The following is a 22,685-nucleotide window of genomic DNA, read 5'->3' as shown; positions in this document are numbered from 1 at the left end:
TTCCGATCGGCCGGAAGTCTGTCCTCGCCTTGACTGATCGTCAAGACTGTACGCAGGAGTCACCTTTCGCCTGTCCCAAGTTTCCACGTTGTTCCCCTCGCGCAGAATCAGGTACGCCGTGAACATTCGTGAACTCGCCCGCCGCAGTGGTGTGTCCACCGCCACCGTATCCCGGGCTCTCAACGACCGCGCCGAGGTGAGCGAGGCCACCCGCGCGCGAATCCGGCAACTGGCGATCGAGTTGGGCTACTCGCCCAATGAACCGGCCCGCACTCTGGTCAGGCGCCGCTCGGACACCATCGGTCTGATCTGGGACAGCGGGCAGGAGGCGCAGGGACTCCACAACCCTTTTCTGCTCGGCCTGTTGAGCGCGGTGCGCACCGCGCTGTCCGAGGCGGACTACCACCTGATGCTGCTGACGACGCCGGGCCCCGAGGACCCGGACGCCGCGCATCTGCAAGCGGTGCGGCGGCACAATCTCGAAGGCGTCATCGTGCTGACCACCCCCGCCGACGACCGCTGCCTGCGCGTCCTGGCCGCGTCCGCCGTGCCTTGCGCGGGTATCGACACCGCGTTCACCGGGCCGCGAACGGTACGGGTCAGCTCCGACAACGCGGCGGGCGCGGAGGCGGCGGTGGAGCATCTGTACGCGCTGGGACACCGCAGGATCGCCACCATCACCGGGCCGCTGCACCTTCCCCCGGCCGCCGAGCGGCTGGCGGGCTACGAGCGTGCCTGCGCCCGGCTGGGGCTCCCGGTGCCGCCGCGGTACGTGACCGAGGGCGACTTCTTCCTCGACAGCGGCGAGGCGGCGGCCCGCAGGCTGCTCGCGGTGGCCGAGCCGCCGACGGCGATCTTCGCGGCGGGCGACCAGATGGCGGTCGGCGCGATGCACGCGGCGGCGGACGCCGGGCTTTCCGTGCCGCGCGATCTGGCGGTGGTCGGCTTCGACGACATCGACGCCGCAGCGCTGGTGCGCCCGGCGCTGTCCACGGTGGCGCAGGACCAGCGCGGGCTCGGGGAGGCGGCCGTGGAGGCGCTGCGCGAACTGATCGACGCGGCGCCGGTCGACACGGCGGAGCCGCGGATCATCCCGACCCGCCTCCTGATACGCGGATCGAGTCGGCCCGGAGCATGACGCTCCGGGCCGACTCGTGAGTTGCGGGCGGCGCCGGTACGGGACCGGGCGCCCGGTGACCGCCGACGTCACTCCTTGGTGAGGTCCGTGACGTCCTCGTCGGCCAGGATCAGGTAGAGCTTCTTGCGGGCGTCGTTCACCACGGTCAGCGCCTTCGCGCGCTGCTCGGGTGTGCCGGTGGCCCACACCTGACGGAAGGCCTCGATGAGACCGCCGCCCGCCTTCCTGATCTCGTTCATGGCATCCCAGTCGACGCCGCGGCCGGCGTCCTCCCACGGGGCCTCGGGGCCCGCGTCGGCTTCTGTCCTGCCGTTGTCGGTGAGCGTGAAGAGCTTCTTGCCGCCCTCGCTCGCGCTGCTGATCAGGCCCTCGTCCTCCAGCAGTTGCAGCGTCGGGTAGACCGAGCCGGGGCTCGGCTTCCACGCGCCGCCGCTGCGTTCGGCGATCTCCTGGATCATCTCGTAGCCGTGCATCGGGCGGTCCTTCAGCAGCGCCAGGATCGAGGCGCGTACGTCGCCCCGCCGTGCCCTGCCGCGCGGTCCGCCGCGCCCCCGGCCGCCGGGCCCGAAGGGGCCCCCGCCGAAGGGCGGTCCGAACGGCCCGAAGGCCGACCGTCGCTCGTCCCGCTCGCCCCAACCGTGATGTCCGGGGCCGCGGTGTCCATGTTCGTGTCCTTGGGAACGCATGATGACGCTCCTTTCATCGTTGATCGTTCGCGATGGCTCAACGATATATCGGAACTGTTCGGATAGCAAGGCCCCAGGTCGCGGGCTGCGGCGGAAGGGCGACAGGGCAGGCTCCTCGCGGGTCAGGAGCGGGCACGGTCACCGGAAGCGGAATCCGCCGAACACGGCCCGCCGGGCGTGGGGCGCGCCGCTACGCTCTCGCCATGCGCATCCGAATAGTCGACGCCTTCACCGACCGCCCGTTCACCGGCAATCCGGCGGGGGTGCTGCTGCTCGACTCGGAGGAGTTTCCGCCGGACCGGTGGCTTCAGCAGGTCGCGGCGGAGCTGAATCTGTCAGAGACCGCGTTCGCGCACCGGCTGGCCGACGCGCCGGAAGCGGACTGGGCGCTGCGCTGGTTCACCCCGGTCACGGAGGTGGGGCTGTGCGGGCACGCCACGCTGGCCACCGCTCATGTGCTGCGCACCAGCGGCGCGCACAAGGGCACGGTCTGGTTCCGTACCAGCGCGGGTGTGCTGTCGGCGGAGGCGGCAGGGGACGGCTCGATCACCTTGGACTTCCCGGCCGCCCCGCTCACGCCGGTGACCGCGCCGACGGGTGTCGCGGCGGCGCTCGGCGCCAAGCCGCTGACCGTGCTGGACACCGGCCCCGACTGCGGTGACCTGCTGATCGAGGTCACCGACGAGAAGACCGTACGGGCGCTGGCGCCCGACTTCGCGGCGCTCGCCCGGCACTCGCGGCGCGGGGTGATCGCCACCGCGGCGGCCGAGGACGACTCACGCGGATACGACTTCGTCTCGCGCGGCTTCTTCCCCGCCGTCGGCATCGACGAGGACCCGGTGACCGGCAGCGCGCACACCGCGCTGGCGCCGTTCTGGTCGCAGCGGCTCGGCCGCACGACGCTGACCGGCTTCCAGGCGTCCCCGCGCGGCGGGCTGGTCCGTACCCGGGTGCGCGGTGAGCGGGTGCTGCTGACCGGCACCGCGGTCACCGTGGTGGACGGCGAACTGCACGCGGTGCCGTAGGGCCGCGGCGCCGCGACAGCGAGGCGCCATGGGGCCGCAAGTGCCGTAAGCGCCGTAAGCGCCGGCGCAAGGGCTCGGCTCGCGCGTCACCCCGTGGGCAGCCACCCCACCTTCCCAGCCAGCAGCGCGTAGCCGACGAAGGCCACCGTGTCGATGAGGGAGTGGGCCGCCACCAGCGGCCCCACCCGGCCCCACCGCCGGTACAGCAGCACGAAGACGACGCCCATCACCATGTTGCCGACGAAGCCGCCGACGCCCTGGTAGAGGTGGTACGAGCCGCGCAGCAGCGCGCTCGCGGCCAGCGCGGCGGCCGGGCTCCAGCCCAACTGGCCGAGCCTGCGCAGCAGATAGCCGACCACGATCACCTCTTCGAGGACCGCGTTCTGCACGGCGGAGGCGATCAGGACCGGGATCTTCCACCACACGTCGGGCAGCGACTCGGGCACGACGGTGAGGTTGAAGCCCGCTGCCCTGACCCCGAGGTAGAAGGCGAGCCCGGTGCCGCCGATGACGGCCGCGACGGCCGCGCCCCGGGCCAGATCGAGACGCGGGCGGGTGCGGTCGAAGCCGATCACGGGCATGCCGACCCGCTCCCTGGCCAGCAGGTGCGCGACCAGCGCCACCGGGGCGAGCGCCGTGGCGATGTAAAAGACCTGCCAGGCCAGATCCAGCCACGGCCGGCCCGGTGCCTGCGAGCCGACGAGGGTGGCCGCCTGGTCCTTGAGCGCGCCCGGCCTCGTCACGGAACCGATGAAGTCGATCAGCGCGGAAACACCGCTCGCGCCCAGCGACAGCGCCAGGACGATCAGAGTCTCGCTGCGCAGCGTCCGCCGCTGCAACCCTGCCTCCACCTCATATGACCCTGTGTGCACGCGGACCTCCATTTACGTCATCCCGCTTCAGCGCCGTCCGCGCATGGCTATGGTCTCCGGCAAAGATACGAAGGCCGGGGTCTACTGTTCGTAGCCACCCCAGGAGAGGCGCGGAGCGATGGGCCGTCACCGCATATCCGATGGCCGGGAACCGACGGGTGGAGCGCCGCCCGCCAGGACCCGGCGCCGTGCCACGGCGGCGGCCACCGCGCTGGTGATCACGGCGGGCGCGGGCACCTTCGCGGTGCTGCGCGGCGGGCTGCTGCCGCTGAGCGGCGCGTGCCGCGGCGGCACGGTACGGATCGGCGCGGTCGCCTCGCCCGACATCGCGCCCGCGCTGACCGCCGTCGCCGACCGGGCGCGCCGTGAGCACGACACGACCGACGGCCGCTGTCTGGACGTCCGGGTGACCGCGCGGAACTCCGCCGACGTCGCCGCGGAACTGGTCGGCAACACCAAGAAGCCGGACTTCGCGGTGTGGGTGCCGGACGACAGCCTGTGGGTGGCCCAGACGTCCGCCACCGGCAGCGCCAGGGCGCTGACGAAGCTGCGGTCGGTCGCCGAGTCCCCCGTGGTGGTCGGCGCGCTCCAGCCGCAGGCCAAGACGCTGGGCTGGCCGTCCAAGACCTACACATGGGCGGAGTTGGCCGGGGTGGCGGGCAGCAGGCCGGATCTGCGGTTCGGTACGGCCGATCCGGCGCTCAACTCCACCGGCATGCTGGCGCTGGCGATGATCAACGAGTCGATCGCGCGGACCGGCGGGAGCGAGGGGACCGACTCCGACACCGAGTCGGCGGCTGCCGCGAAGGCCCTGGCGCAGCGCACCGAGCCGAGCGACGAGCAGGCGGTCGCGACGCTGCCGCGCGACACGACGCCGGCGGAGCTGGCCGACCCCGGGCGGAGCCAGGCGCTGATCCTTTCCGAGCAGGCGGCGTTCGCGCACAACGGCGGTTCCGCGCCGCCGCTGCGGCTGTTCTACCCCTCGGACGGCGCGGCGACCCTGGACTACCCGTACACGATGGTCGACGACCTGCATCTGAGCACCGATCAGGGCCGGGCCGCCAACCGCTTCCTGACCCTGCTGGGCAACGACGAGGGCGTGCGGACGATCGCGGACGCGGGTTTCCGTACGCCCGGCGGCGATCCGGTCACGGAGACCGTACGGCGCGCGGGCGGCCAGTCTCCGCAGCCCCTGTCGGCCACGCCCGCGCCTTCACCCTCCGCGCCCGAGCTCCAAAAGCTCCGGCTGATGTGGCAGATCACCGTGCAGAGCGCGCGGATCACCACGGTCGTGGACGTGTCCGGGTCGATGGCCGATGTCGTCCCCGGCTCGGGCGGCAAGTCGCGCCTCGACATCACCAAGGAGTCGCTGCGGCAGGCGCTGTCGCAGTTCACCCCGAAGGACGAGATCGGGCTGTGGCGCTTCTCCACCCGGCTCAGCGGCTCGCGCGACTACCAGGAAGTCGTCCGCACCGGCCCGCTCGGCGGCACCGTCGCCCAGGGCGTCACGCGCCGCCAGCGGCTCGACAGCGCCTTCCGTGACCTCCAGCCGGTGCCGGGCGGCTCGACCGGCCTGTACGACACGGCGCTCGCGGTCTACCAAAGCGCCGTGTCCTCGTACGGGACCGGCAAGTTCAACGCGGTGGTGATCCTCACCGACGGCGCCAACGAGGACCCGGGCAGCATCTCGCTCAACGCCCTGACATCGAAGCTGAAGGCGCTCGACGACCCGGCGCGGCCGGTGCCGCTGATCGCCATCGCGGTCGGCGCGAACGCCGACAAGGCGGCCTGCGACCGTATCGCGAAGGCCGCCGGCGGGGCCGCGTATCAGGTCAACGACCCCTCGGAGATCCAGGCGGTCCTGCTGAAGGCCGTCGTGGCGGCGGCCACCAACGCCGCCGCGAAGGCGCCCTGAGGCCGCTGTACGGGCCCGCGACGCCTCGGGCCCGCGCGCCACGGCTCACGCCAGCGGCCAGGAGTGCACCGGCTCGCCGTCCAGCATGAGTTCGCGGTACCGCTGGGTCATCGCGGCGAGCGCGGGCCGCCGGTCGAGGCCGCGGTCCCGCATCCGGTGGAAGACCGCGGACTGCCATTCGGCGCCGTTGGTACGGCGGCGGCAGCGCTGTTCGATGATGCCGAGGTAGTGGTCGCGGTCGACGGCCTCGATGCCCCACGCGTCGAGTCCCGCGGCGGCCAGCGGCAGCAGTTCGTCGAGGATCAGGTCGGTGGCGGGGATCTCCGCGAGGGCGCCGTTGCGGCCACGCGGCCACTGGAGGACCGCGCCGATGCCGTCGCGGCAGGACGCCTCGAAGTTGGCCGCGGCGGCGGCGAAGGGCAGCTTGTGCCAGACCGGGCGGGACGCCTCGGCCAGGGCGCGGACCAGACCGTAGTAGAAGGCGGTGTTGGCGACGACGTCGGCCACCGTAGGACCGGCGGGCATCACCCGGTTTTCCACGCGCAGGTGCGGGACGCCGTCGACCACCTGGTAGACGGGACGGTTCCAGCGGTAGACCGTGCCGTTGTGCAGGGTGAGTTCGCGCAACTGCGGCACTCCCCCGTCGTCCAGCACCCGCAACGGGTCCTCCTCGTCGCAGATCGGCAGCAGCGAGGGGAAGTACCGTACGTTCTCCGCGAAGAGGTCGGCGGCGGAGTCGATCCAGCGCTCGCCGAACCACGTGATGGGCCGCACTCCTTGGGCGACCAGCTCCTCCGGGCGGACGTCGGTGGCCTGGAGGAAGAGCGGCGCGCGGGTCTCGCGCCACAGCTCACGGCCGAAGAGGAACGGCGAGTTGGCGCCGACGGCGACCTGCGGTCCCGACACGACCTGCGCCGCGTTCCACACGTCGGCGAAGCGGCCGGGGGTGACCTGGAGGTGCATCTGGGTGGAGGTGCAGGCGGCCTCGGGCGCGATAGACGCGGAGGTGTAGAGCAGGCGTTCGGCGCCCTCGATGTCGAGCGTGATGTCCTCACCGCGCATCGCCAGTATCCGCTCGTTGAGCAGCGTGTACCGGTCGGCGCGGGAGAGGTTGGCGGAGACCAGGTCCTGGGCCTCCAGGGTGGGCAGAATTCCCACCATCACGATGTGCGCGCCCACCTCGCGGGCCATCCGGTCGGCATACCCGAGACCGATCCGCAGTTCCTCGGCGAGGCGGTCCATGACCCGGCCGGAAAGCCGGTGCGGCGCGATGTTTACTTCAATATTGAACTGCGCGAGCTCCGTCTGGAAATCCCGGCTCGCGATGCGCTCAAGCACCTCTTCGTTCATCATGCGCGGCAGCCCGTCGGAATCCGCGAGATTCAATTCGATCTCCAGACCCATCAGATTGCGCGGCCGGTCGAATCGCTTCTCGTCCAACAGCCGCTCCAGCCCCACGAGACACTGCCGCAGCTTGCGCCGGTACAGCCTCCGGTCGGCCAGGTCGAACCCGTTGGCAACGACCTTCTCGCCCATCGACGCGTCCTTCCTCGTGCGGATACTCACGGGAGGATGCCCACCCAAATGATCGATAACGCCACGGCGGCCCCGCGTCTGCCACTAGGCTGTGCACAACGGCTAACACAGTGGGTTCCCTTGGCACATACCACGGTCACGGCGCGGCGTAAAAACTTCGTGAATACGACCGGCGGGATCCAGCCGTCCGTAGCGGGCAGAAATATGCGGCGCACACCGCGCACCCTGCACGAATGCTTCGTAGGCCATCACAGAAGAAGGCGATTTCTCGCCTTGCGCGTAATACTGGCTGCGACTAGACGAAACACGGAGCGAACACACGTCGTATAAACTCCGCGAACAAGGCAAAGCATCCGCCCTCGCCGGACGCGCCTGAGCCGATCCCCTTTCCGCCCTCATGCGCCGTCCGCACCCCTGCCCCCGCACCGCTGTTTGTCTCCCAGTGAGAGGCGACACCATGCCGCTGCTTGTCCCCCCAGCACCTGCTCCCGCCCTGCGGAGCATCCTGGCCGCACTCAGCTCTCCCACCGCGGTCCAGGAGGCCCGGACGCCCGCGCTGCGGAACGCCCAAGGGCCCCTCACGGCCGAACACCCGCTCCCTGTCCATGTGTTCGAACCGGCCGACGTCCCCGGCGGCCTGCCTCGCGCACGATTGACCGGCTGGCGGTTCCACATCCTCGCCGGGGGCTGGCCGCAAGGCACCGTCGCGGCGGGCGAGACCGTGGCGACGGCTGACGGCTGGGTCTTCTCGCGCTTCTCCGAGGGGCCCTTCCTGGTCTCCACCGAGCGGGCGCTGCGCCAGGGGGACACGCTGCCCGCCACTTACCAGCCGCATCTGCTGTCCGTGCCGAGCCTGTACATGCTGGCGCTGTGGCTGCACTGCGACCCGCGCGCTGACGCCTCGACGGCCCAGCCCACCCCCGCGGACATCCTGGTGCCGCTGGCCCCCGCGCCGCCCGGCATCGCCCCGCACCGGCTGCACCGGCTGGCGGAGCTGATGCCGCTGCTCTCGGTACGGATGGCGCCGCCGCCGCTGCTGGGGTCGCCCGCCTGACGGCCTGTCGCCGCCTCTCGACGGTGCCCCCGCGAGCCACTGGGCCGGCGGGGGCACCGTCGCGTCCCGCCCTCGCAACCGTCCGGCGGAGTGACGCGTCCTGTCCTCCAAGGGATTGCCTGCGTGAAATCCCTGCGGATCGACGTCAGTAGAGCAACACTGGGAACGGCCGTACCAACGGGGGAACGGAAATGAACCAGTCAGGCAGCCCAATCATCCGCACCAGCCACCTCTCGCAGCGAAAGACACCATCCATGTGCCAGCACAAGCCCCAGTGCCCCACCGCAGAGTGCCCCGACCGTGAGGCCGCGCACACCCTGGCCCACCACCCGGAGCAGGGCTGGAGCCTGCTGTGCAACGGCGTGCTCCTCTTCGAGGACACCGGCGAACTGCTGCCCGACGGGCAGATCATCGCGCCGCACCGCCCCCTGGGCGCCGAACAGATCACCGCCGCGGCCTGACCGGTACGGGGCCGCCCGCACACGAGACCGCGCCGCACCGCGCGCCGCTCCACACACAGAGCCGGTTCCACTGCTGACAGCGGAACCGGCTTCGCCATGTAGGGGCACCGCCGTGCGGGACCGCCGGGCCCGTACCGCCCGACCCGGTCGGCCCAACGCGGTCAGCTCTCGTACGCGTCCAGCGGCGGGCAGGAGCAGACCAGATTGCGGTCGCCGAAAGCTCCGTCGATCCGCCGTACCGGCGGCCAGTACTTGTCGGCCGCGACGACCCCGGCGGGGAAGACCGCCTCCTCGCGGCTGTACGGGTGCGCCCAGTCGCCGCCCAGCGCCGCCGCGGTGTGCGGGGCGTTGCGCAGCGGGTTGTCGTCGGCCGGCCAGTCGCCCGCGCCGACCCGGTCGATCTCGCCGCGGATCGCGATCATGGCATCGCAGAAACGGTCCAGCTCCGCCAGGTCCTCGCTCTCGGTCGGCTCGATCATCAGCGTGCCCGCCACCGGGAAGGACATCGTCGGCGCGTGGAAGCCGTAGTCGATCAGCCGCTTGGCGATGTCGTCGACGCTGACGCCGGTCTCCTTGGCCAGCGGCCGCAGGTCGATGATGCACTCGTGCGCGACCAGCCCGCCGGGGCCGGTGTAGAGCACGGGGAAGTGCGGCTCCAGCCGCTTGGCGACGTAATTCGCGCCCAGTACCGCCATCTGGGTGGCCTGCTTGAGCCCTTCCGCGCCCATCAGCCGTACGTACGTCCAGGAGATCGGCAGGATGCCCGCCGAGCCCCACGGCGCGCCCGAGACGGGGCCGACGCCGGTGGCCGGTCCCGCGGTGGGCTGGAGCGGGTGGTTCGGCAGGTACGGCGCCAGGTGCGCGCGGACCGCGACCGGGCCGACGCCGGGGCCGCCGCCGCCGTGCGGGATGCAGAAGGTCTTGTGCAGGTTCAGGTGCGAGACGTCCGCCCCGAACCGGCCGGGCCTGGCCAGACCGACCAGCGCGTTGAGATTCGCGCCGTCCACGTACACCTGGCCGCCCGCGTCGTGCACGGCCGCGCAGATGTCGGTGATGTTGTCCTCGAACACGCCGTGCGTGGACGGGTAGGTGACCATCAGCACGGCGAGCTGGTCGCGGTGCTGCTCGATCCTGGCGTGCAGGTCGGTGACGTCCACGTCGCCGTTCTCGCCGGTCTTCACCACGACGACCTTCATGCCCGCCATCACGGCGCTGGCGGCGTTGGTGCCGTGCGCGGAGGACGGGATCAGGCAGACGGTACGGCCGGTGTCGCCGTTGGCGCGGTGGTAGGCGCGGACCGCGAGCAGTCCGGCCAGTTCGCCCTGAGAGCCCGCGTTGGGCTGGAGGCTGACCTTCTCGTAGCCGGTGACCTCGGCGAGCTGGTCCTCCAGGCCGTGGATCAGCGCCAGGTAGCCCTCGGCCTGCTCGACCGGCGCGAAGGGGTGCAGCGCGCCGAATTCGGGCCAGGTGACCGGCTCCATCTCCGTGGTCGCGTTGAGCTTCATCGTGCAGGAGCCCAGCGGGATCATCCCGCGGTCCAGCGCGTAGTCGCGGTCGGCCAGCCGCCGCAGATAGCGCAGCATCGCGGTCTCGCTGCGGTGCTGGTGGAAGACGGGGTGGGTCAGATACGCGTCGGTGCGCAGCAGTCCCGCGGGCAGCGCGTCCTCGGTGGCCGCGTCCAGCGCGTCGAGGTCGGCGGCGCTCCCCTGGACACCGAAGGCGTCGAGGACGGCCGCGACGCGGGCCCGGTCGGTAGTCTCGTCGCAGGCGATACCGACCAGGTCGGCGTCGGTCAGCCGCAGGTTGACCCCGGCCTGACGGGCGGCGGCCACGACCTCGGCGGCGCGTCCCGGCACCCGCGCGGTGAGGGTGTCGAAGTAGCCGTCGTGCACGATCTCGACGCCGCCCGCGCGCAGGCCCGCGGCGAGCACCGCGGCGTAGCGGTGGGTGCGGCCGGCAATCTGCGCGAGCCCGTCGGGGCCGTGGTAGACCGCGTACATCGCGGCCATCACGGCGAGCAGGACCTGCGCCGTACAGATGTTGCTGGTGGCCTTCTCGCGGCGGATGTGCTGCTCGCGGGTCTGGAGAGCCAGCCGGTAGGCGCGGTTGCCGTCGGCGTCCACGGAGACGCCGACGAGGCGGCCCGGCAGGTTGCGGGCGTAGGAGTCGCGTACGGCCATGTACCCGGCGTGCGGTCCGCCGAAGCCCATGGGGACGCCGAAGCGCTGGGTGGTGCCCACCGCGATGTCCGCGCCCAGCTCGCCCGGCGAGGTGAGCAGGGTCAGCGCCAGCAGGTCGGCGGCGACGGTGACGACCGCGCCCAGCTCGTGCGCGCGCTCGATGACCGGGCGCGGGTCCCGTACGGCTCCCGAGGCGCCCGGGTACTGGAGCAGCATGCCGAAGACGCCCCGATCGGCGATCTCCGCCGGGATGCCGTCGGACAGGTCGGCGACGACGACCTCGACGCCGGTCGGCTCCGCGCGGGTCCGGATCACCGCGACGGTCTGCGGGAAGGTGTCGGCGTCGACCAGGAAGACGCCCTGCTTGACCTTGCCGACCCGGCGGGACAGCGCCATCGCCTCGGCCGCCGCGGTGCTCTCGTCGAGCAGCGAGGCGCCTGAGGTGGGCAGCCCGGTGAGGTCGGCGACGACGGTCTGGAAGTTGAGCAGCGCCTCCAGGCGGCCCTGCGAGATCTCCGGCTGGTACGGCGTGTAGGCCGTGTACCAGGACGGGTTCTCCATCACATTGCGCAGGATGACGGGCGGGGTGAAGGTGCCGTAGTAGCCCAGGCCGATCATCGGGGCCAGCACCTGGTTGCGGTCCGCCAGCGCCCGCAGCTCGGCCAGCGCCTCGGCCTCGGTGCGGGCGTCGGGCAGCGCCAGGGCCTGCGCGCTCCTGATGGTGTCGGGCACGGCCGCTTCGGTGAGTTCGTCCAGGGAGCCGTAGCCGACCTGGGCGAGCATCTTCGCCTGCGCCGCTGCGTCGGGGCCGATGTGGCGCCTGGCGAACGGCACGCCCGCTTCCAGCTCGGCGAGGGGAATGCGACGGGAAGTCATCTGCGGAGGCCTCCTGGTCTGCCACGACCTTCGGGGGGTGCCGCGACGCGCGGACACCCGTACGGCCTCCCCCTCTGTCATCAGAACCTGAGAGCTTCACCGCCCCCGTGGGAGCGGCTTTCACCGTCGGTGAGGGCCCGTGCCGGGAAACCGCTCCCGGTGCGTGCCCTGCTTTCCAGAGTGACCTCGTCCATGCGGTACGGATGCCTGAGAGATTCCGGGGAGGATTTGCTCCTTCGGCGCCTCCGACACTCTCTCGGAGGCTCTCCCGCACGGGGTCTGCGGCCGATCACCAGCCTACCAGCGAGGCGGCGGGACCCGGCGGGGGCGGGGGCGGTGATCACCGCCCGAGTCGACACCGGCCAGGATGTGCCTTTGGCTGTACCCAGACATCGCTCGTCATTGGCTCGTCATTGGCTCGTCATTGGTTGGAGGGACCGTGCAGACCGACATCGATCCGCGCAGCCTGATCGGCCGCCGCGTCTTCGACCATGACGGTACGAAGATCGGCACTGTGGACGAGGTGTACCTCGACGACGCGACCGGCATACCGGAGTGGGCGGCCGTCAGGACCGGGCTGTTCACCCGCGACGCGTTCGTACCGCTGGAGCCCAGCGAAGTGGTGGACGACGAATTGCGGGTGCCGTACAAGAAGGCGCTGATCAGGGACGCGCCGGACTTCGGCGTGGGGCGCCACCTGTCGCCGGAGCAGGAGTTGCAGCTGTACCACCACTACGGGATGGACGTGCCGACGTCCGGCTCGGAGCCGTCGCCGCCCCCCGACCGGGACTTCGGGCGGCTCGCGGGCGAGGACTGAGCGTCCTCCGTCCCCTTTCCCTCCCCATTTCCCTCCCCCTTTTTCTGGCCCTTTTCCTTCCTCTGGCCTGCACCCGCCGCGTCCGCCGGGCCGAGCGGCAGCGGATCGCGGTGCGCGAGCGCCGGGTCGTCCACAGCGAAGGTCCGTACCCGGCCGGGCACGGTGTCCGAGGGCACCTCGAAGCGCACGGTGACCCGTCCGACCCCGCTGCCCTGCACCCATCCGGAGCCGTACGTCTCGTGCTCCACGTCCTGGCCAGGCCACCAGAGCCTGGCCCGCTCCGGTGCGGGCGGCGGCGCCGAGGGCAGCTCCTCGGGTGCGTGTCCGTCCTCCTCGCCCTCGCCCGTCGCGTGCGCGAACAGATCCTCCTGCGTGAAGTCGGCGAGCCCGGCGACGCCCACCCCGAGCAGCCGCACACCGCCGGTGGTGTCGACGGCCTCCATCAGCCGCCTGGCGGTCTCCCGTACGAGTCCCGGGTCGTCGGTCGGCGCCCGCAGCGTCTCGGAGCGGGTGAGGGTCGAGAAGTCGTATCTGCGGACCTTGACGACCACCGTCCGCCCGGAGCGGCCCGCGCCGCGCAGCCGCTGCACGCAGCGCTCGGCGAGCCGGTCGATCTCGTACCGCAGATGGGCGCGGTCGGTGAGGTCGGCGTCGAAGGTGTCCTCGACGGAGATGGACTTGACGTCGCGGTCGGCGACCACGGGGCGGTTGTCGAAGCCGGCGGCCATCGAGTGCAGGCCCGTGCCGTGCGCCTTGCCGAGCAGCCGGACCAGCTCCGGCTCCCCCGCGTGCACGATCTCGCCGACGGTGGTGATGCCCACGCGCCGCAGATGCTCGGCGGTGGCGGGCCCGACGCCGGGCAGGGTGCGTACCGGCATCGGTTCGAGCAGCGCGCGCTCGGTGCCGGGCTCGACGACGACCAGGCCGTCCGGCTTGGCCTGCTCGGAGGCGATCTTCGCCAGCAGCTTCGACCCGGCGAGCCCCACCGAGGCGGTGAGCCCGGTGCCGGCCCGGATCTCGGCGCGCAGCCGCCGGGCGACCGCCCGCGGGTCCGCCCCGTGCCCGCCCGCCTCCAGGTCCACGAACGCCTCGTCCAGGCTCAGCGGCTCTATCAGGGGTGACACCTCGTGCAGCAGCGCCATCACGGCCTCGCTGATCTGCCGGTAGATGCCGAAGCGCGGTACGAGATAGGCGGCGTTGGGGCTGAGGCGGCGGGCGTGGGCCATCGCCATCGCGGAGTGGACGCCGTGGACGCGCGCCTCATAGGACGCGGTCGATACGACGCCGCGGGGGCCGAGGCCGCCGACCACCACCGGCTTGCCCCGCAGGCTCGGCTTCGACGCCTGTTCGACCGCGGCGAAGAACGCGTCCATGTCCAGATGCAGGATCGTCGGCGCACTTCTCACAAGTACCGATCGTGCCGCACGGCACCGACAATCGCCGTACACGTGTACGGCACGGCGGCGCGCTCTTGGACCGGCGGCCGCTCAGACCGCCCGATTGCGCCGTCTCGCCAGCTCGTCGGACGGATTGTCGCCGACCAGGGTCTCGCCGGTGTCCACCCGCTCACCGTGCATCTGGGACAGCGAACTCTCCACGTCCCGCCAGACCACGCCCACGGCGATGCCGAAGACCCCCTGACCCCCCTGGAGCAGATCCACCACCTCGTCGGGCGAGGTGCACTCGTAGACCGTGGCACCGTCGCTCATCAGCGTCATCCTTGCCAGCTCCGTCGGCCCGACGGAGCGCAGGTGCCGTACCGCCGTCCGGATGTTCTGGAGCGAGACGCCGGTGTCCAGGAGCCGCTTCACTATCTTCAGGACGACGACGTCCCGGAAGCTGTAGAGCCGCTGCGTGCCCGAGCCGTAGGCGGGGCGGACGCTGGGCTCGACCAGGCCGGTACGGGCCCAGTAGTCGAGCTGGCGGTAGGTGATGCCGGTCGCGGCGCACGCGGTGGGCCCGCGGTAGCCGATCTGCTCGGGTGCTACGTCCTGTGCCGCCCCGCCGCCGCCCGCGTCAGCGGTGGCGCGGGCCAGTGCCCCCTGGGTCGGATACGGGCCGCCGGTCGCCAGACCGTCGCCGGTGCTTCTCACGCCGCCCTCCGTCCCTTCGCGTCCCGGGGCCGCGTGCACGTGCCATCGGGACTTTCCTCTCCGAAGGTAGGCAGTCGCCAGGGGTGCGTCAACGATCGCCACACTCGGCACGCCGAGTGATATTCACCCCACGAGTGGTTTGGCGTGTCCCCGTACCGGGAACGGCTCACTGGTTGCTCGTGCCGAAGTCCTCGGGCGAGATCTGGTCGAGGAACTCGCGGAACTTCTCCACCTCGTCCTCCTGCTCGTCCGGGATCGCGATCCCGGCGTCGTCGAGCACCCCGTCACTGCCGTAGATCGGCGTCCCGGTGCGCAGCGCGAGGGCTATGGCGTCGGACGGGCGGGCACTGACCTCCACGCCGCTGGCGAACACCAGCTCGGCGTAGAAGACGCCTTCGCGCAGGTCGGTGATACGGACCTCGGTCAGCGTCTGTCCGACCGCTTCGAGTACGTCCTTGAAGAGGTCATGCGTGAGCGGTCGCGCAGGCGTCATGCCCTGCTGCGCGAAAGCGATGGCCGTCGCCTCTCCCGGCCCGATCCAGATGGGCAGGTACCGGTCGCCTCCCACTTCACGCAGGAGCACGATCGGTTGATTGGAGGGCATTTCGACCCGGACACCCACAACGTCGAGCTCGTTCACACAGCAACCCTAGGACGTGCCTGCCGGGTTTGGGTAGTCGGGCACCCCCTGGGCCGGACTTCGGCGGCTTCGTGAAGCCCGGCAAAAAGTCGGCACCGGCCCGGCAGAAGACCGGTGAAAGCCCGTACCCGCCCGGTACCGGCGCCTTTACCGGGCGTGGGAAAAGCCAAAAAACCGCTCAGCGGAGCTTGACCCGCAGCGCGGACTGCACCATGGCCGCGTGCAGCCGAACGGAGAGGGCGGCCAGCTCGCGCGCGGTGACCTCGGCGTGGGTGCGCGTCTGCGGATTGCGATGCCGCCGCAGCGGTGCCACGACCTGCTCCACCAGACCCGCCTCCCGGTCGGCCGCGGCCTTCACCGCCCGCAAATGGCGCGGTTCGAGCCCGAAACGGCCGAGATCGACGATGAGCCGTCCGATGTTCACCGTGTCGGCGTCGTACCCGCCGTCCCGGCCCGCCTCGACCAGGCCGTAGGACTCCCACTGGTCCAGTTCCTCGCCGTCTGCCCCGGTGGCGGCCAGCAGCTCCGTACGGCCGATCCGCAGCTCCGCGGGCGCCTGGGGCTCGATGGCGGCCTCCTGGGCCTCCCTGGACTCCGCGGGACCCGGCAGCGCCACGTGCTCGCCGCGGTCGAGCGCGTCCAGGTGTTCCCTGATCACCCGCAGCGGCAGGTAGTGGTCACGCTGCACGCGCAGGATGTAGGCGAGCCGCTCGACGTCACGGGCCGCGAACTTGCGGTATCCGGACGGGGTGCGCTGCGGCTCGACCAGGCCCTCGGCCTCCAGGAAACGGATCTTGGAGATGGTGACCTCGGGGAACTCGTCCTGGAGCTGCCCCAGGACGGCGCCGATGCTCAACAGCGCGCTGTCGGCGGTGGCGGTGCCGTCTCCGGCACCGCCCTGCGTTCTCGGCATGAACACCTTCCCTGGGGTCCCCCGGACCGGGTCCGGGGCCCCTTAGATCCCCGCTGCTAGATCCCCCGCTGGCTCGCGTAGAAGACCAACCTGTACTTGCCGATCTGGACCTCGTCACCGTTGGCCAGCGGCACCGCGTCGATCCGCTCCCGGTTGACGTACGTGCCGTTGAGGCTGCCGACGTCGGAGACGGTGAAGCCGCCGTCCGGGCCGCGGCGGAACTCCACATGGCGACGGGAGACGGTGACGTCGTCCAGGAAGATGTCGCTCTGCGGGTGGCGGCCGGCCGTGGTCAGCTCACCGTCCAGCAGGAAGCGGCTTCCCGAATTCGGCCCCCGTCGCACGATCAGCAGCGCGGAGCCCATCGGCAGAGCGTCCACGGCCGACTGCGCCTCGGAGGAGAGCGACGGCGTCACATGCTGGCCGGTGACCTCCGCCTCGTACGCCTCCAGGCCCGAGATGGAGATCGTGGAGGTGGTCTCGGACGCGCGTTCCTGCCCGGCGCCTGAACCGCGCAGCGGCGCACCGCAGTTGTTGCAGAAGCGGCTCGCCTCCGCGTTCGTGTGCCCGCACCTCGTACAAACCGGCAAGCCGAACCCTCCACCCGGGGTTGAGGTTGATGGTTCCCCGAAACCTATGCGGGGGGACGAGGCAGGGTCAACAGGCGCCACGCCGGGGCCACCGGAAAATTCGCCGCCGCCTTGCTGGTCCTCGTGCCGGAACAGCGGGCGGTCGCCTGACTGGCTCTCCTCCCCGGTGTTCCGCGGAGCACGGTGACGCGCCGTCGCCGGGTCACCCGACTGCCGCGCGCTCTTGCCGAAAAACTTCCCAAACAACTTCACGGGCGATTCCCCTTGAAAGAAACAGACCCGCCCGTGGGGCAGGACGAACCCTCGCTACACACAGTTTCCACCACACAGCACCCCACAGATGCCCCGACCCCCCGTCTCACTGGGACGACGACCGAGCGTAGTCAGGCTGCTTCGACGGCCGCAAGGCGGACACAACGATCTTCTGCGACCTGACGACATCGGCCGTGGCCTGCTCCTTCTCCAGCGTCTGCACGACCCCGCCCGGGATGTTGAGCGCGGGCTCCAGATCCTGCGGATTTCCGATCACCTTGAACTCGTACGGCTGGGACACTTTGTGTCCGTCGATGAGCACACCGTCCGTACCCTCCGTGAAGTACGTGTCGGCGACGACCCGTACGTCGTTGATCTGGATCGCCTCCGCACCGGCCGCCCGGAGTTCCTGGAGGGTGTCCAGGAGCGAGTCTGCCTGGACACCGCCCTTGGGGTCGGTGATCGTCAGCGTGATACCCGGTCCCTGGGCGGCCACCGTGCCCGCCAGGATGCCGAGCTGCTGCGCCTTGGCCTGGGTCTGCTTGAGCGCCTCCGCGGCCTGGTTGGAGCTGGTCTCCAGCTCCGACCGCTGGCTCTCCAGACCCCGCTTCTCGTCCTCGAGCCGCTGGGTGCGGTTGTCCAGCTCGGTCAGGATGCGGACCAGGTCCTCCTTGCGCGCGCCGCGCAGCGCGCCGCCGCTGTCGCTCGTGGAGCTGACCTGGATCGCCAGCCCGAGGCCGAGGACGAACAGCAGGACTGCCACGGTGAGCTGGGCGCGTGACAGCCGCGGCGGCCACAGCCCGGCGATCAGCCGCTGCCGCCCGGTGACCGGCGGAGCGGCGTGCTCCGGCTCATGGGCGTGCGCGGCGTGGGCCGGGGCGTGCGGCTCGGGCTCCTGCCCGTCGTCCGCGGACTCGTTGTGCTCGTCGCTCATACCGTCGTCACGCCCGGAAGACGTGGCGGCGGATGGCCGCCGCGTTGGAGAAGATCCGGATACCGAGGACGACCACGACGCCGGTGGAGAGCTGCGCGCCCACCCCGAGCTTGTCCCCGAGGAAGACGATCAGCGCCGCCACCACCACGTTGGACAGGAAGGAGACCACGAAGACCTTGTCGTCGAAGATCCCGTCAAGCATCGCCCGCAGGCCGCCGAAGACCGCGTCGAGAGCGGCGACGACGGCGATCGGCAGATACGGCTCGACCCCGGTCGGCACCACGGGACGGACCACGAGCCCGACCACGACTCCCACGACGAGGCCCAGTACGGCGATCACTTCGAACCCTTCCCTGTTGTGGCGGAGTCGGCTTTCTGCCGGCCGGGGACCGGCTTGGCATACCGCACGATCAGGCTGGGCGCGGCGGCCAGGTGCAGCTTGCCCTGGACGGAGACGCTCGCGCGGATGCCGTAGTTCTGCTCCAGGACATGCAGGTACTGACCGTCCGCACTGTCCTGGAATGCCGCGCTCAACCGCTCCCCGTCCCCGATCGCCAGCACCGTGTACGGCGGCGCCAGCGGCTTGTTGTCGACCAGTATGGCGTCACCGGCGGCCCGGATGGCGGACAGTGCGGTGAGCCGTTGGCCGTTGACGGTGATCGCCTCGGCTCCCGAGGACCACAGCCCGTTCACCACGCGCTGCATGTCGCGGTCGCGGACCCTGCCGGTGTCGGAGAAGCCGCTGCTCTCCCGCGGGCCGCCTGTGCCGCCTTCTGACGCCTCCTTGGCGTCGTCCACGACCAGCTTGACGCCGGGACCGTCCACCGCGGTCGCGCCCGACAGCAGCTCGACCAGCGCGCTGCTGTCGCCGCCGTGGTCCTCCAGCGCGGCCCGCTGCTCGGCGGCGACGGTGTCGCGCAGGCTGTCCACACTGCTCTGGAGCTTGTCGGCGCTGTCGGTCTCGGTCTTCACCTGGTCGATCAGCTTCTGCCGCTCCTTGGCCTCCGTGGGCGCGGCAACCCGCGTCTGGGCCGCGCCCACCGTGACCACGATGGCGGCGAGTACGAGACCCGCGGCCAGGCCCAGCTTTCCGCTCAGCCGCTTGGGCAGCCTGGAGGTGCCGACCTCGCCGCGGCGCGCCGCGGCCTCCGCGTACCCGTCGTCGAGACTGTGCTCCATGACGTTGGTGAGCAACGACATCGAGGCATCAGGACGCCGCCGGGCAGCCCCGGGGACGGGGCTGCTCCGATCGGGTTGCTGCTGCGGCATGCCGCACATCGTCGCACGTCGGGGCCGCCACACTCGAATGGCCCCCTCGCGGCGCGCCGTTCGGCCGAAGGATCAGCGCCCGGCGCTCTCCACGACCTCCGCCCACTCGTCGAGCAGTGCCTGCGCGGACGTGTCGTCGGGCCCTTCGGCCCACAGATGCGTGACGGCCTCCGCCGGGTCGGGCAGCACCATCACCCAGCGTCCGTCCGCCTCGACCACGCGCACGCCGTCGGTGGTGTCCACCGAGCGGTCGCCCGCCGACTCCACCACGCGCCGCATCACGGAACCCTTGACGGCCCACGGTGTCGGCACGTCCCGCTTGATGACATGAGCGCGCGGGATACGGGCGTCGATCTGGCTGAGCGTGAGCTGCGTACGCGCCACCAGTCCGATCAGCCGCACGAAGGCGGCCGATCCGTCGAAGACGCTGCTGAACTCCGGAATGATGAAGCCGCCGCGCCCGTCACCGCCGAAGATGGTGCCCTCGGCCCTGCCGACCCTGGTCAGGTCGTCTGGCGACGTCGTCGTCCACTCGACCTGGGTGCCGTGGTAGGCGGCGACCTGCTCCCCGATCCGCGTCGTGGTCACCGGCAGTGCCACCCGGCCGCTGCGGCGCTCGGCCGCGACGAGGTCGAGCATGACCAGCAGCGCCCGGTCGTCCTCGATGATCCGGCCCCGCTCGTCGACCAGTGACAGCCGCTCGCCGACCGGGTCGAAGCGCACGCCGAAGGCGGCCCGCGCCGAGGCAACGATCTCACCGAGGCGTACGAGTCCGGCCCGCCGGCTCTCGGTCGTCTCGGTCGGACGGGCCTCGTCCAGACCGGGGTTGACGGTGAGCGCGTCCACGCCGAGCCGTCCGAGGAGGCTGGGCAGCACGAGCCCGGCACTGCCGTTGGCCGCGTCGACCACGACCTTCAGACCGGCGTCTGCGATCCCGGAGATGTCGACGGCCCGCAGCAGCGCGCCGGTGTAGGAGTCGAAGACCGTGGCGGGGAACCGCAGGTCTCCGATCTCGCCGGGGAACGCCCTGCGGTACTCCTGACGGGCGAAGACCCGGTCCAGCTTCCGCTGCCCGGCCGCGGACAGGTCCGCGCCCCGCTCGTCGAAGAACATGATGTCCAGCGAGTCCGGCCGACCCGGTGAGGTCCGGATCATGATGCCGCCCGCGCTGCCGCGGGCGGTCTGCTGCCGCGCCACGGGCATCGGCACGTTCTCCAGGTCGCGCACGTCGATCGCGCTGGTCTGGAGCGCGGAGATCACCGCCCGCTTGAGCGCACGCGCGCCACGTGAGTGGTCACGCGCGGTGGTGACCGTCGCGCCCTTCTTCAACGTGGTCGCGTACGCGCCCGCCAGCCGTACGGCCAGCTCGGGGGTGATCTCGACGTTCAGAATGCCGGACACCCCGCGGGCGCCGAACAGATGCGCCTGCCCGCGCGACTCCCAGATGACCGAGGTGTTGACGAAGGCGCCGGCCTCGATCGTCTTGAACGGATAGACGCGTACGTTGCCGGCGATGTTCGATTCCTCGCCGATCAGGCACTCGTCGCCGATGACCGCGCCGTCGTCGATCCGCGCGGCCCGCATCACATCGGTGTTCTTGCCGATGACGCAACCGCGCAGATTGGTCTGCTGACCGATGTAGACATTGTCGTGGATGACGGCCTTGTGTAGGAACGCGCCTGTTTTCACCACCACGTTGGAGCCGATGACGCTGTGCTCGCGAATCTCGGCGCCCGCCTCGACCTTGGCGTAGTCACCGATGAAGAGCGGGCCGCGAAGGATGGCGTCGTGGTGCACCTCCGCGCCTTCCGCGACCCACACGCCAGGGGAGATCTCGAAGCCGTCGACGTCGACGTCGACTTTGCCCTCGAGCACGTCGGCCTGGGCCTTCACGTAGCTCTCGTGGGTGCCGACGTCCTCCCAGTAGCCCTCGGCGATGAAGCCGTAGACGGGCTTGCCTTCCTTCATGAGCTGCGGGAAGACATCGCCCGACCAGTCGACGGACACGTCGGCCTGGACGTAGTCGAAGACCTCGGGTTCCATCACGTAAATGCCGGTGTTCACCGTGTCGGAGAACACCTGGCCCCAGGTGGGCTTCTCCAGGAAGCGTTCCACCTTGCCTTCGTCGTCGACGATGGTGATACCGAATTCGAGGGGATTGGGGACCCGGGTCAGACAGACCGTGACCATGGCTCCCTTCTCCTTGTGGAATTCGATCAGCTCGGTGAGATCGAAGTCCGTCAGGGCATCACCGGAGATCACGAGGAAAGAGTCGTCCTTCAACGCCTCTTCGGCGTTCTTGACGCTTCCGGCCGTCCCCAGCGGCTTCTCCTCGTTGGCGTAGGTGAGCTCCATTCCAAATTCTTCGCCGTCCCCGAAATAATTCTTCACCAGGGAGGCAAGGAACTGGACAGTCACCACCGTCTCAGTGAGTCCATGCCGCTTGAGCAGTGTCAGAACATGCTGCATGATCGGGCGATTCACCACTGGCAGCAGAGGTTTGGGCATGCTCGAGGTCATTGGGCGAAGGCGAGTGCCTTCACCGCCGGCCATGACAACCGCCTTCATGTCGGAACGTCCTCCTCGTGACTCAGTCAGCCGTGGTGTCCGCCCGCACAAGTCGGCGGACCTGCACCACATAGAGGATCCCTGCCCACCAGTACAGGGTTGTACCCCAACCTGCGAACGCCCAGCCGAAAATAGACGCCAGTGTCGCAAGCCATCCGCTTCCGTCGCTCAGGAGGAGCAGCGGAAAGGCGTACATGAGGTTGAAGGTAGCCGCTTTCCCGATGAAGTTCACCTGGGGAGGTCCGTACCCGTGCCTCCGCAGAATCAGCAGCATCACCGCCATCACGGCCTCACGGGCAAGCAGCAGGACCGTTACCCACAGTGGGAGGATGTCGCGGCATGTGAGACCTACCAGCGTGGACAGTACAAACAGCCGGTCGGCCGCGGGATCGAGAACCCGGCCGAGACTGCTGACCTGATTCCACCGCCGGGCCAGCTTGCCGTCCAGATAGTCACTGATGCCGCTCAGGGCGAGTACGAGCAGCGCCCAGCCGTCAGCCTTCGGACCACCGAACTCGGGCCACAGAATCAGCCACAGGAACACGGGTACGCCCACCAGGCGGGCCATACTCAGGATGTTGGGGATCGTGAAGATCCGATCCGTTTGCACCCTTGTCTCCTGGACCTCCACCGGGGCCCCTCCTGTATGTATGTCCTGACGTTTCCGGCCAGACTCTACCGCAGACGCAAAAGAGGCCCGGCCCCCGGATCCTAAGATCCGAGGCCGGGCCTCTTCCATAAAGATTGTTCGGCGGTGTCCTACTCTCCCACAGGGTCCCCCCTGCAGTACCATCGGCGCTGAAAGGCTTAGCTTCCGGGTTCGGAATGTAACCGGGCGTTTCCCTAACGCTATGACCACCGAAACA

General features: G+C 70.5%; 20 protein-coding genes, 1 rRNA gene and 1 riboswitch. Of the genes, 6 read left to right on the top strand and 15 right to left on the bottom strand.

Annotation, left to right across the window (positions count from 1 at the left end):
- Positions 1 to 118: 118 nt before the first annotated feature.
- Positions 119 to 1,138: a LacI family DNA-binding transcriptional regulator gene (locus BGM09_RS20720; protein WP_317452802.1), complete on the top strand. Its 1,020-nt coding sequence runs from the start codon at positions 119 to 121 to the stop codon at positions 1,136 to 1,138.
- A 68-nt stretch (positions 1,139 to 1,206) separates the two neighbouring features.
- Here the strand turns inward: BGM09_RS20720 and BGM09_RS20715 are convergent, their stop codons facing one another.
- Positions 1,207 to 1,824, bottom strand: coding sequence for a PadR family transcriptional regulator (locus tag BGM09_RS20715; protein ID WP_188283150.1), 618 nt, complete (start codon positions 1,822 to 1,824; stop codon positions 1,207 to 1,209).
- Positions 1,825 to 2,027: 203 nt separating this feature from the next.
- On the opposite strand from BGM09_RS20715, the gene BGM09_RS20710 reads away from it, so the two are divergent.
- Positions 2,028 to 2,849, top strand: coding sequence for a PhzF family phenazine biosynthesis protein (locus BGM09_RS20710; RefSeq protein ID WP_188283149.1), 822 nt, complete (start codon positions 2,028 to 2,030; stop codon positions 2,847 to 2,849).
- Between the two features lie 86 nt (positions 2,850 to 2,935).
- On the opposite strand, the gene BGM09_RS20705 is transcribed toward BGM09_RS20710, so the two are convergent.
- On the bottom strand, positions 2,936 to 3,721 hold the full coding sequence (locus BGM09_RS20705; RefSeq protein ID WP_317452801.1) for a type II CAAX endopeptidase family protein: 786 nt from the start codon (positions 3,719 to 3,721) through the stop codon (positions 2,936 to 2,938).
- Positions 3,722 to 3,839: 118 nt separating this feature from the next.
- On the opposite strand from BGM09_RS20705, the gene BGM09_RS20700 reads away from it, so the two are divergent.
- Positions 3,840 to 5,636, top strand: coding sequence for a substrate-binding and VWA domain-containing protein (locus BGM09_RS20700; RefSeq protein ID WP_188283147.1), 1,797 nt, complete (start codon positions 3,840 to 3,842; stop codon positions 5,634 to 5,636).
- Between the two features lie 45 nt (positions 5,637 to 5,681).
- Here BGM09_RS20700 and BGM09_RS20695 read toward each other — a convergent pair whose 3' ends face one another.
- Entirely contained in the window at positions 5,682 to 7,172 is a 1,491-nt protein-coding gene (locus tag BGM09_RS20695; protein WP_188283146.1) for a glutamate--cysteine ligase, read from the bottom strand.
- Between the two features lie 457 nt (positions 7,173 to 7,629).
- On the opposite strand from BGM09_RS20695, the gene BGM09_RS20690 reads away from it, so the two are divergent.
- Together BGM09_RS20690 and BGM09_RS20685 are read left to right on the top strand one after the other, a co-directional pair.
- The gene (locus tag BGM09_RS20690) at positions 7,630 to 8,226 is read left to right on the top strand and encodes a hypothetical protein (protein ID WP_188283145.1); all 597 of its coding nucleotides are present in this window, start codon (positions 7,630 to 7,632) and stop codon (positions 8,224 to 8,226) included.
- A 254-nt stretch (positions 8,227 to 8,480) separates the two neighbouring features.
- Positions 8,481 to 8,687 carry a DUF5999 family protein gene (locus BGM09_RS20685; protein ID WP_188283144.1) on the top strand — a complete coding sequence of 69 codons (207 nt, stop codon included), beginning with the start codon at positions 8,481 to 8,483 and terminating at the stop codon, positions 8,685 to 8,687.
- 161 nt (positions 8,688 to 8,848) lie between these two features.
- Here the strand turns inward: BGM09_RS20685 and gcvP are convergent, their stop codons facing one another.
- Complete coding sequence (gene gcvP / locus BGM09_RS20680) at positions 8,849 to 11,743, bottom strand: aminomethyl-transferring glycine dehydrogenase (RefSeq protein ID WP_188283143.1); 2,895 nt, start codon at positions 11,741 to 11,743, stop codon at positions 8,849 to 8,851.
- 185 nt (positions 11,744 to 11,928) lie between these two features.
- Positions 11,929 to 12,024: riboswitch (glycine riboswitch) on the bottom strand.
- 158 nt (positions 12,025 to 12,182) lie between these two features.
- Here gcvP and BGM09_RS20675 point away from each other — a divergent pair.
- A complete protein-coding gene (locus BGM09_RS20675) occupies positions 12,183 to 12,560 on the top strand; it encodes a PRC-barrel domain-containing protein (RefSeq protein WP_188283142.1) in 378 nt (125 codons plus the stop codon).
- Here the strand turns inward: BGM09_RS20675 and BGM09_RS20670 are convergent.
- From BGM09_RS20670 to rrf, 11 genes are all read right to left on the bottom strand, one after another.
- On the bottom strand, positions 12,476 to 13,966 hold the full coding sequence (locus BGM09_RS20670) for a DNA polymerase IV (RefSeq protein WP_188283141.1): 1,491 nt from the start codon (positions 13,964 to 13,966) through the stop codon (positions 12,476 to 12,478). The two genes, BGM09_RS20675 and BGM09_RS20670, sit on opposite strands and share 85 nt — an antisense overlap.
- Positions 13,967 to 14,047: 81 nt before the next feature.
- Positions 14,048 to 14,596 (bottom strand): MerR family transcriptional regulator, encoded by a 549-nt coding sequence (locus tag BGM09_RS20665; protein WP_411158343.1) that lies wholly within the window; start codon positions 14,594 to 14,596, stop codon positions 14,048 to 14,050.
- Between the two features lie 223 nt (positions 14,597 to 14,819).
- Complete coding sequence (locus BGM09_RS20660) at positions 14,820 to 15,293, bottom strand: bifunctional nuclease family protein (protein WP_031518684.1); 474 nt, start codon at positions 15,291 to 15,293, stop codon at positions 14,820 to 14,822.
- 178 nt (positions 15,294 to 15,471) lie between these two features.
- A complete protein-coding gene (locus BGM09_RS20655) occupies positions 15,472 to 16,206 on the bottom strand; it encodes a MerR family transcriptional regulator (RefSeq protein WP_188283139.1) in 735 nt (244 codons plus the stop codon).
- Positions 16,207 to 16,262: 56 nt separating this feature from the next.
- Positions 16,263 to 16,796, bottom strand: a complete 534-nt coding sequence (locus BGM09_RS38935; RefSeq protein ID WP_317452800.1) for an FHA domain-containing protein — start codon at positions 16,794 to 16,796, stop codon at positions 16,263 to 16,265.
- Positions 16,797 to 17,154: 358 nt separating this feature from the next.
- Positions 17,155 to 17,982, bottom strand: coding sequence for a DUF881 domain-containing protein (locus BGM09_RS20645; RefSeq protein ID WP_188283138.1), 828 nt, complete (start codon positions 17,980 to 17,982; stop codon positions 17,155 to 17,157).
- Between the two features lie 7 nt (positions 17,983 to 17,989).
- Positions 17,990 to 18,322: a small basic family protein gene (locus tag BGM09_RS20640; protein ID WP_033175851.1), complete on the bottom strand. Its 333-nt coding sequence runs from the start codon at positions 18,320 to 18,322 to the stop codon at positions 17,990 to 17,992.
- Complete coding sequence (locus BGM09_RS20635) at positions 18,319 to 19,260, bottom strand: DUF881 domain-containing protein (RefSeq protein WP_188283137.1); 942 nt, start codon at positions 19,258 to 19,260, stop codon at positions 18,319 to 18,321. The genes BGM09_RS20640 and BGM09_RS20635 overlap by 4 nt, the downstream gene beginning before the upstream one ends.
- A gap of 63 nt (positions 19,261 to 19,323) precedes the next feature.
- On the bottom strand, positions 19,324 to 21,819 hold the full coding sequence (locus BGM09_RS20630) for a mannose-1-phosphate guanyltransferase (RefSeq protein WP_188283136.1): 2,496 nt from the start codon (positions 21,817 to 21,819) through the stop codon (positions 19,324 to 19,326).
- Positions 21,820 to 21,841: 22 nt separating this feature from the next.
- Entirely contained in the window at positions 21,842 to 22,450 is a 609-nt protein-coding gene (locus BGM09_RS20625) for a CDP-alcohol phosphatidyltransferase family protein (protein ID WP_188283135.1), read from the bottom strand.
- A gap of 115 nt (positions 22,451 to 22,565) precedes the next feature.
- Positions 22,566 to 22,682: ribosomal RNA gene (rrf, locus tag BGM09_RS20620) — 5S ribosomal RNA — on the bottom strand.
- Positions 22,683 to 22,685 lie beyond the last annotated feature (3 nt).

The organism is Streptomyces sp. CBMA29 (genome assembly GCF_014596445.1).
GTDB lineage: Bacteria > Actinomycetota > Actinomycetes > Streptomycetales > Streptomycetaceae > Actinacidiphila.
This window is presented reverse-complemented; position numbering and strand designations above follow the sequence as displayed.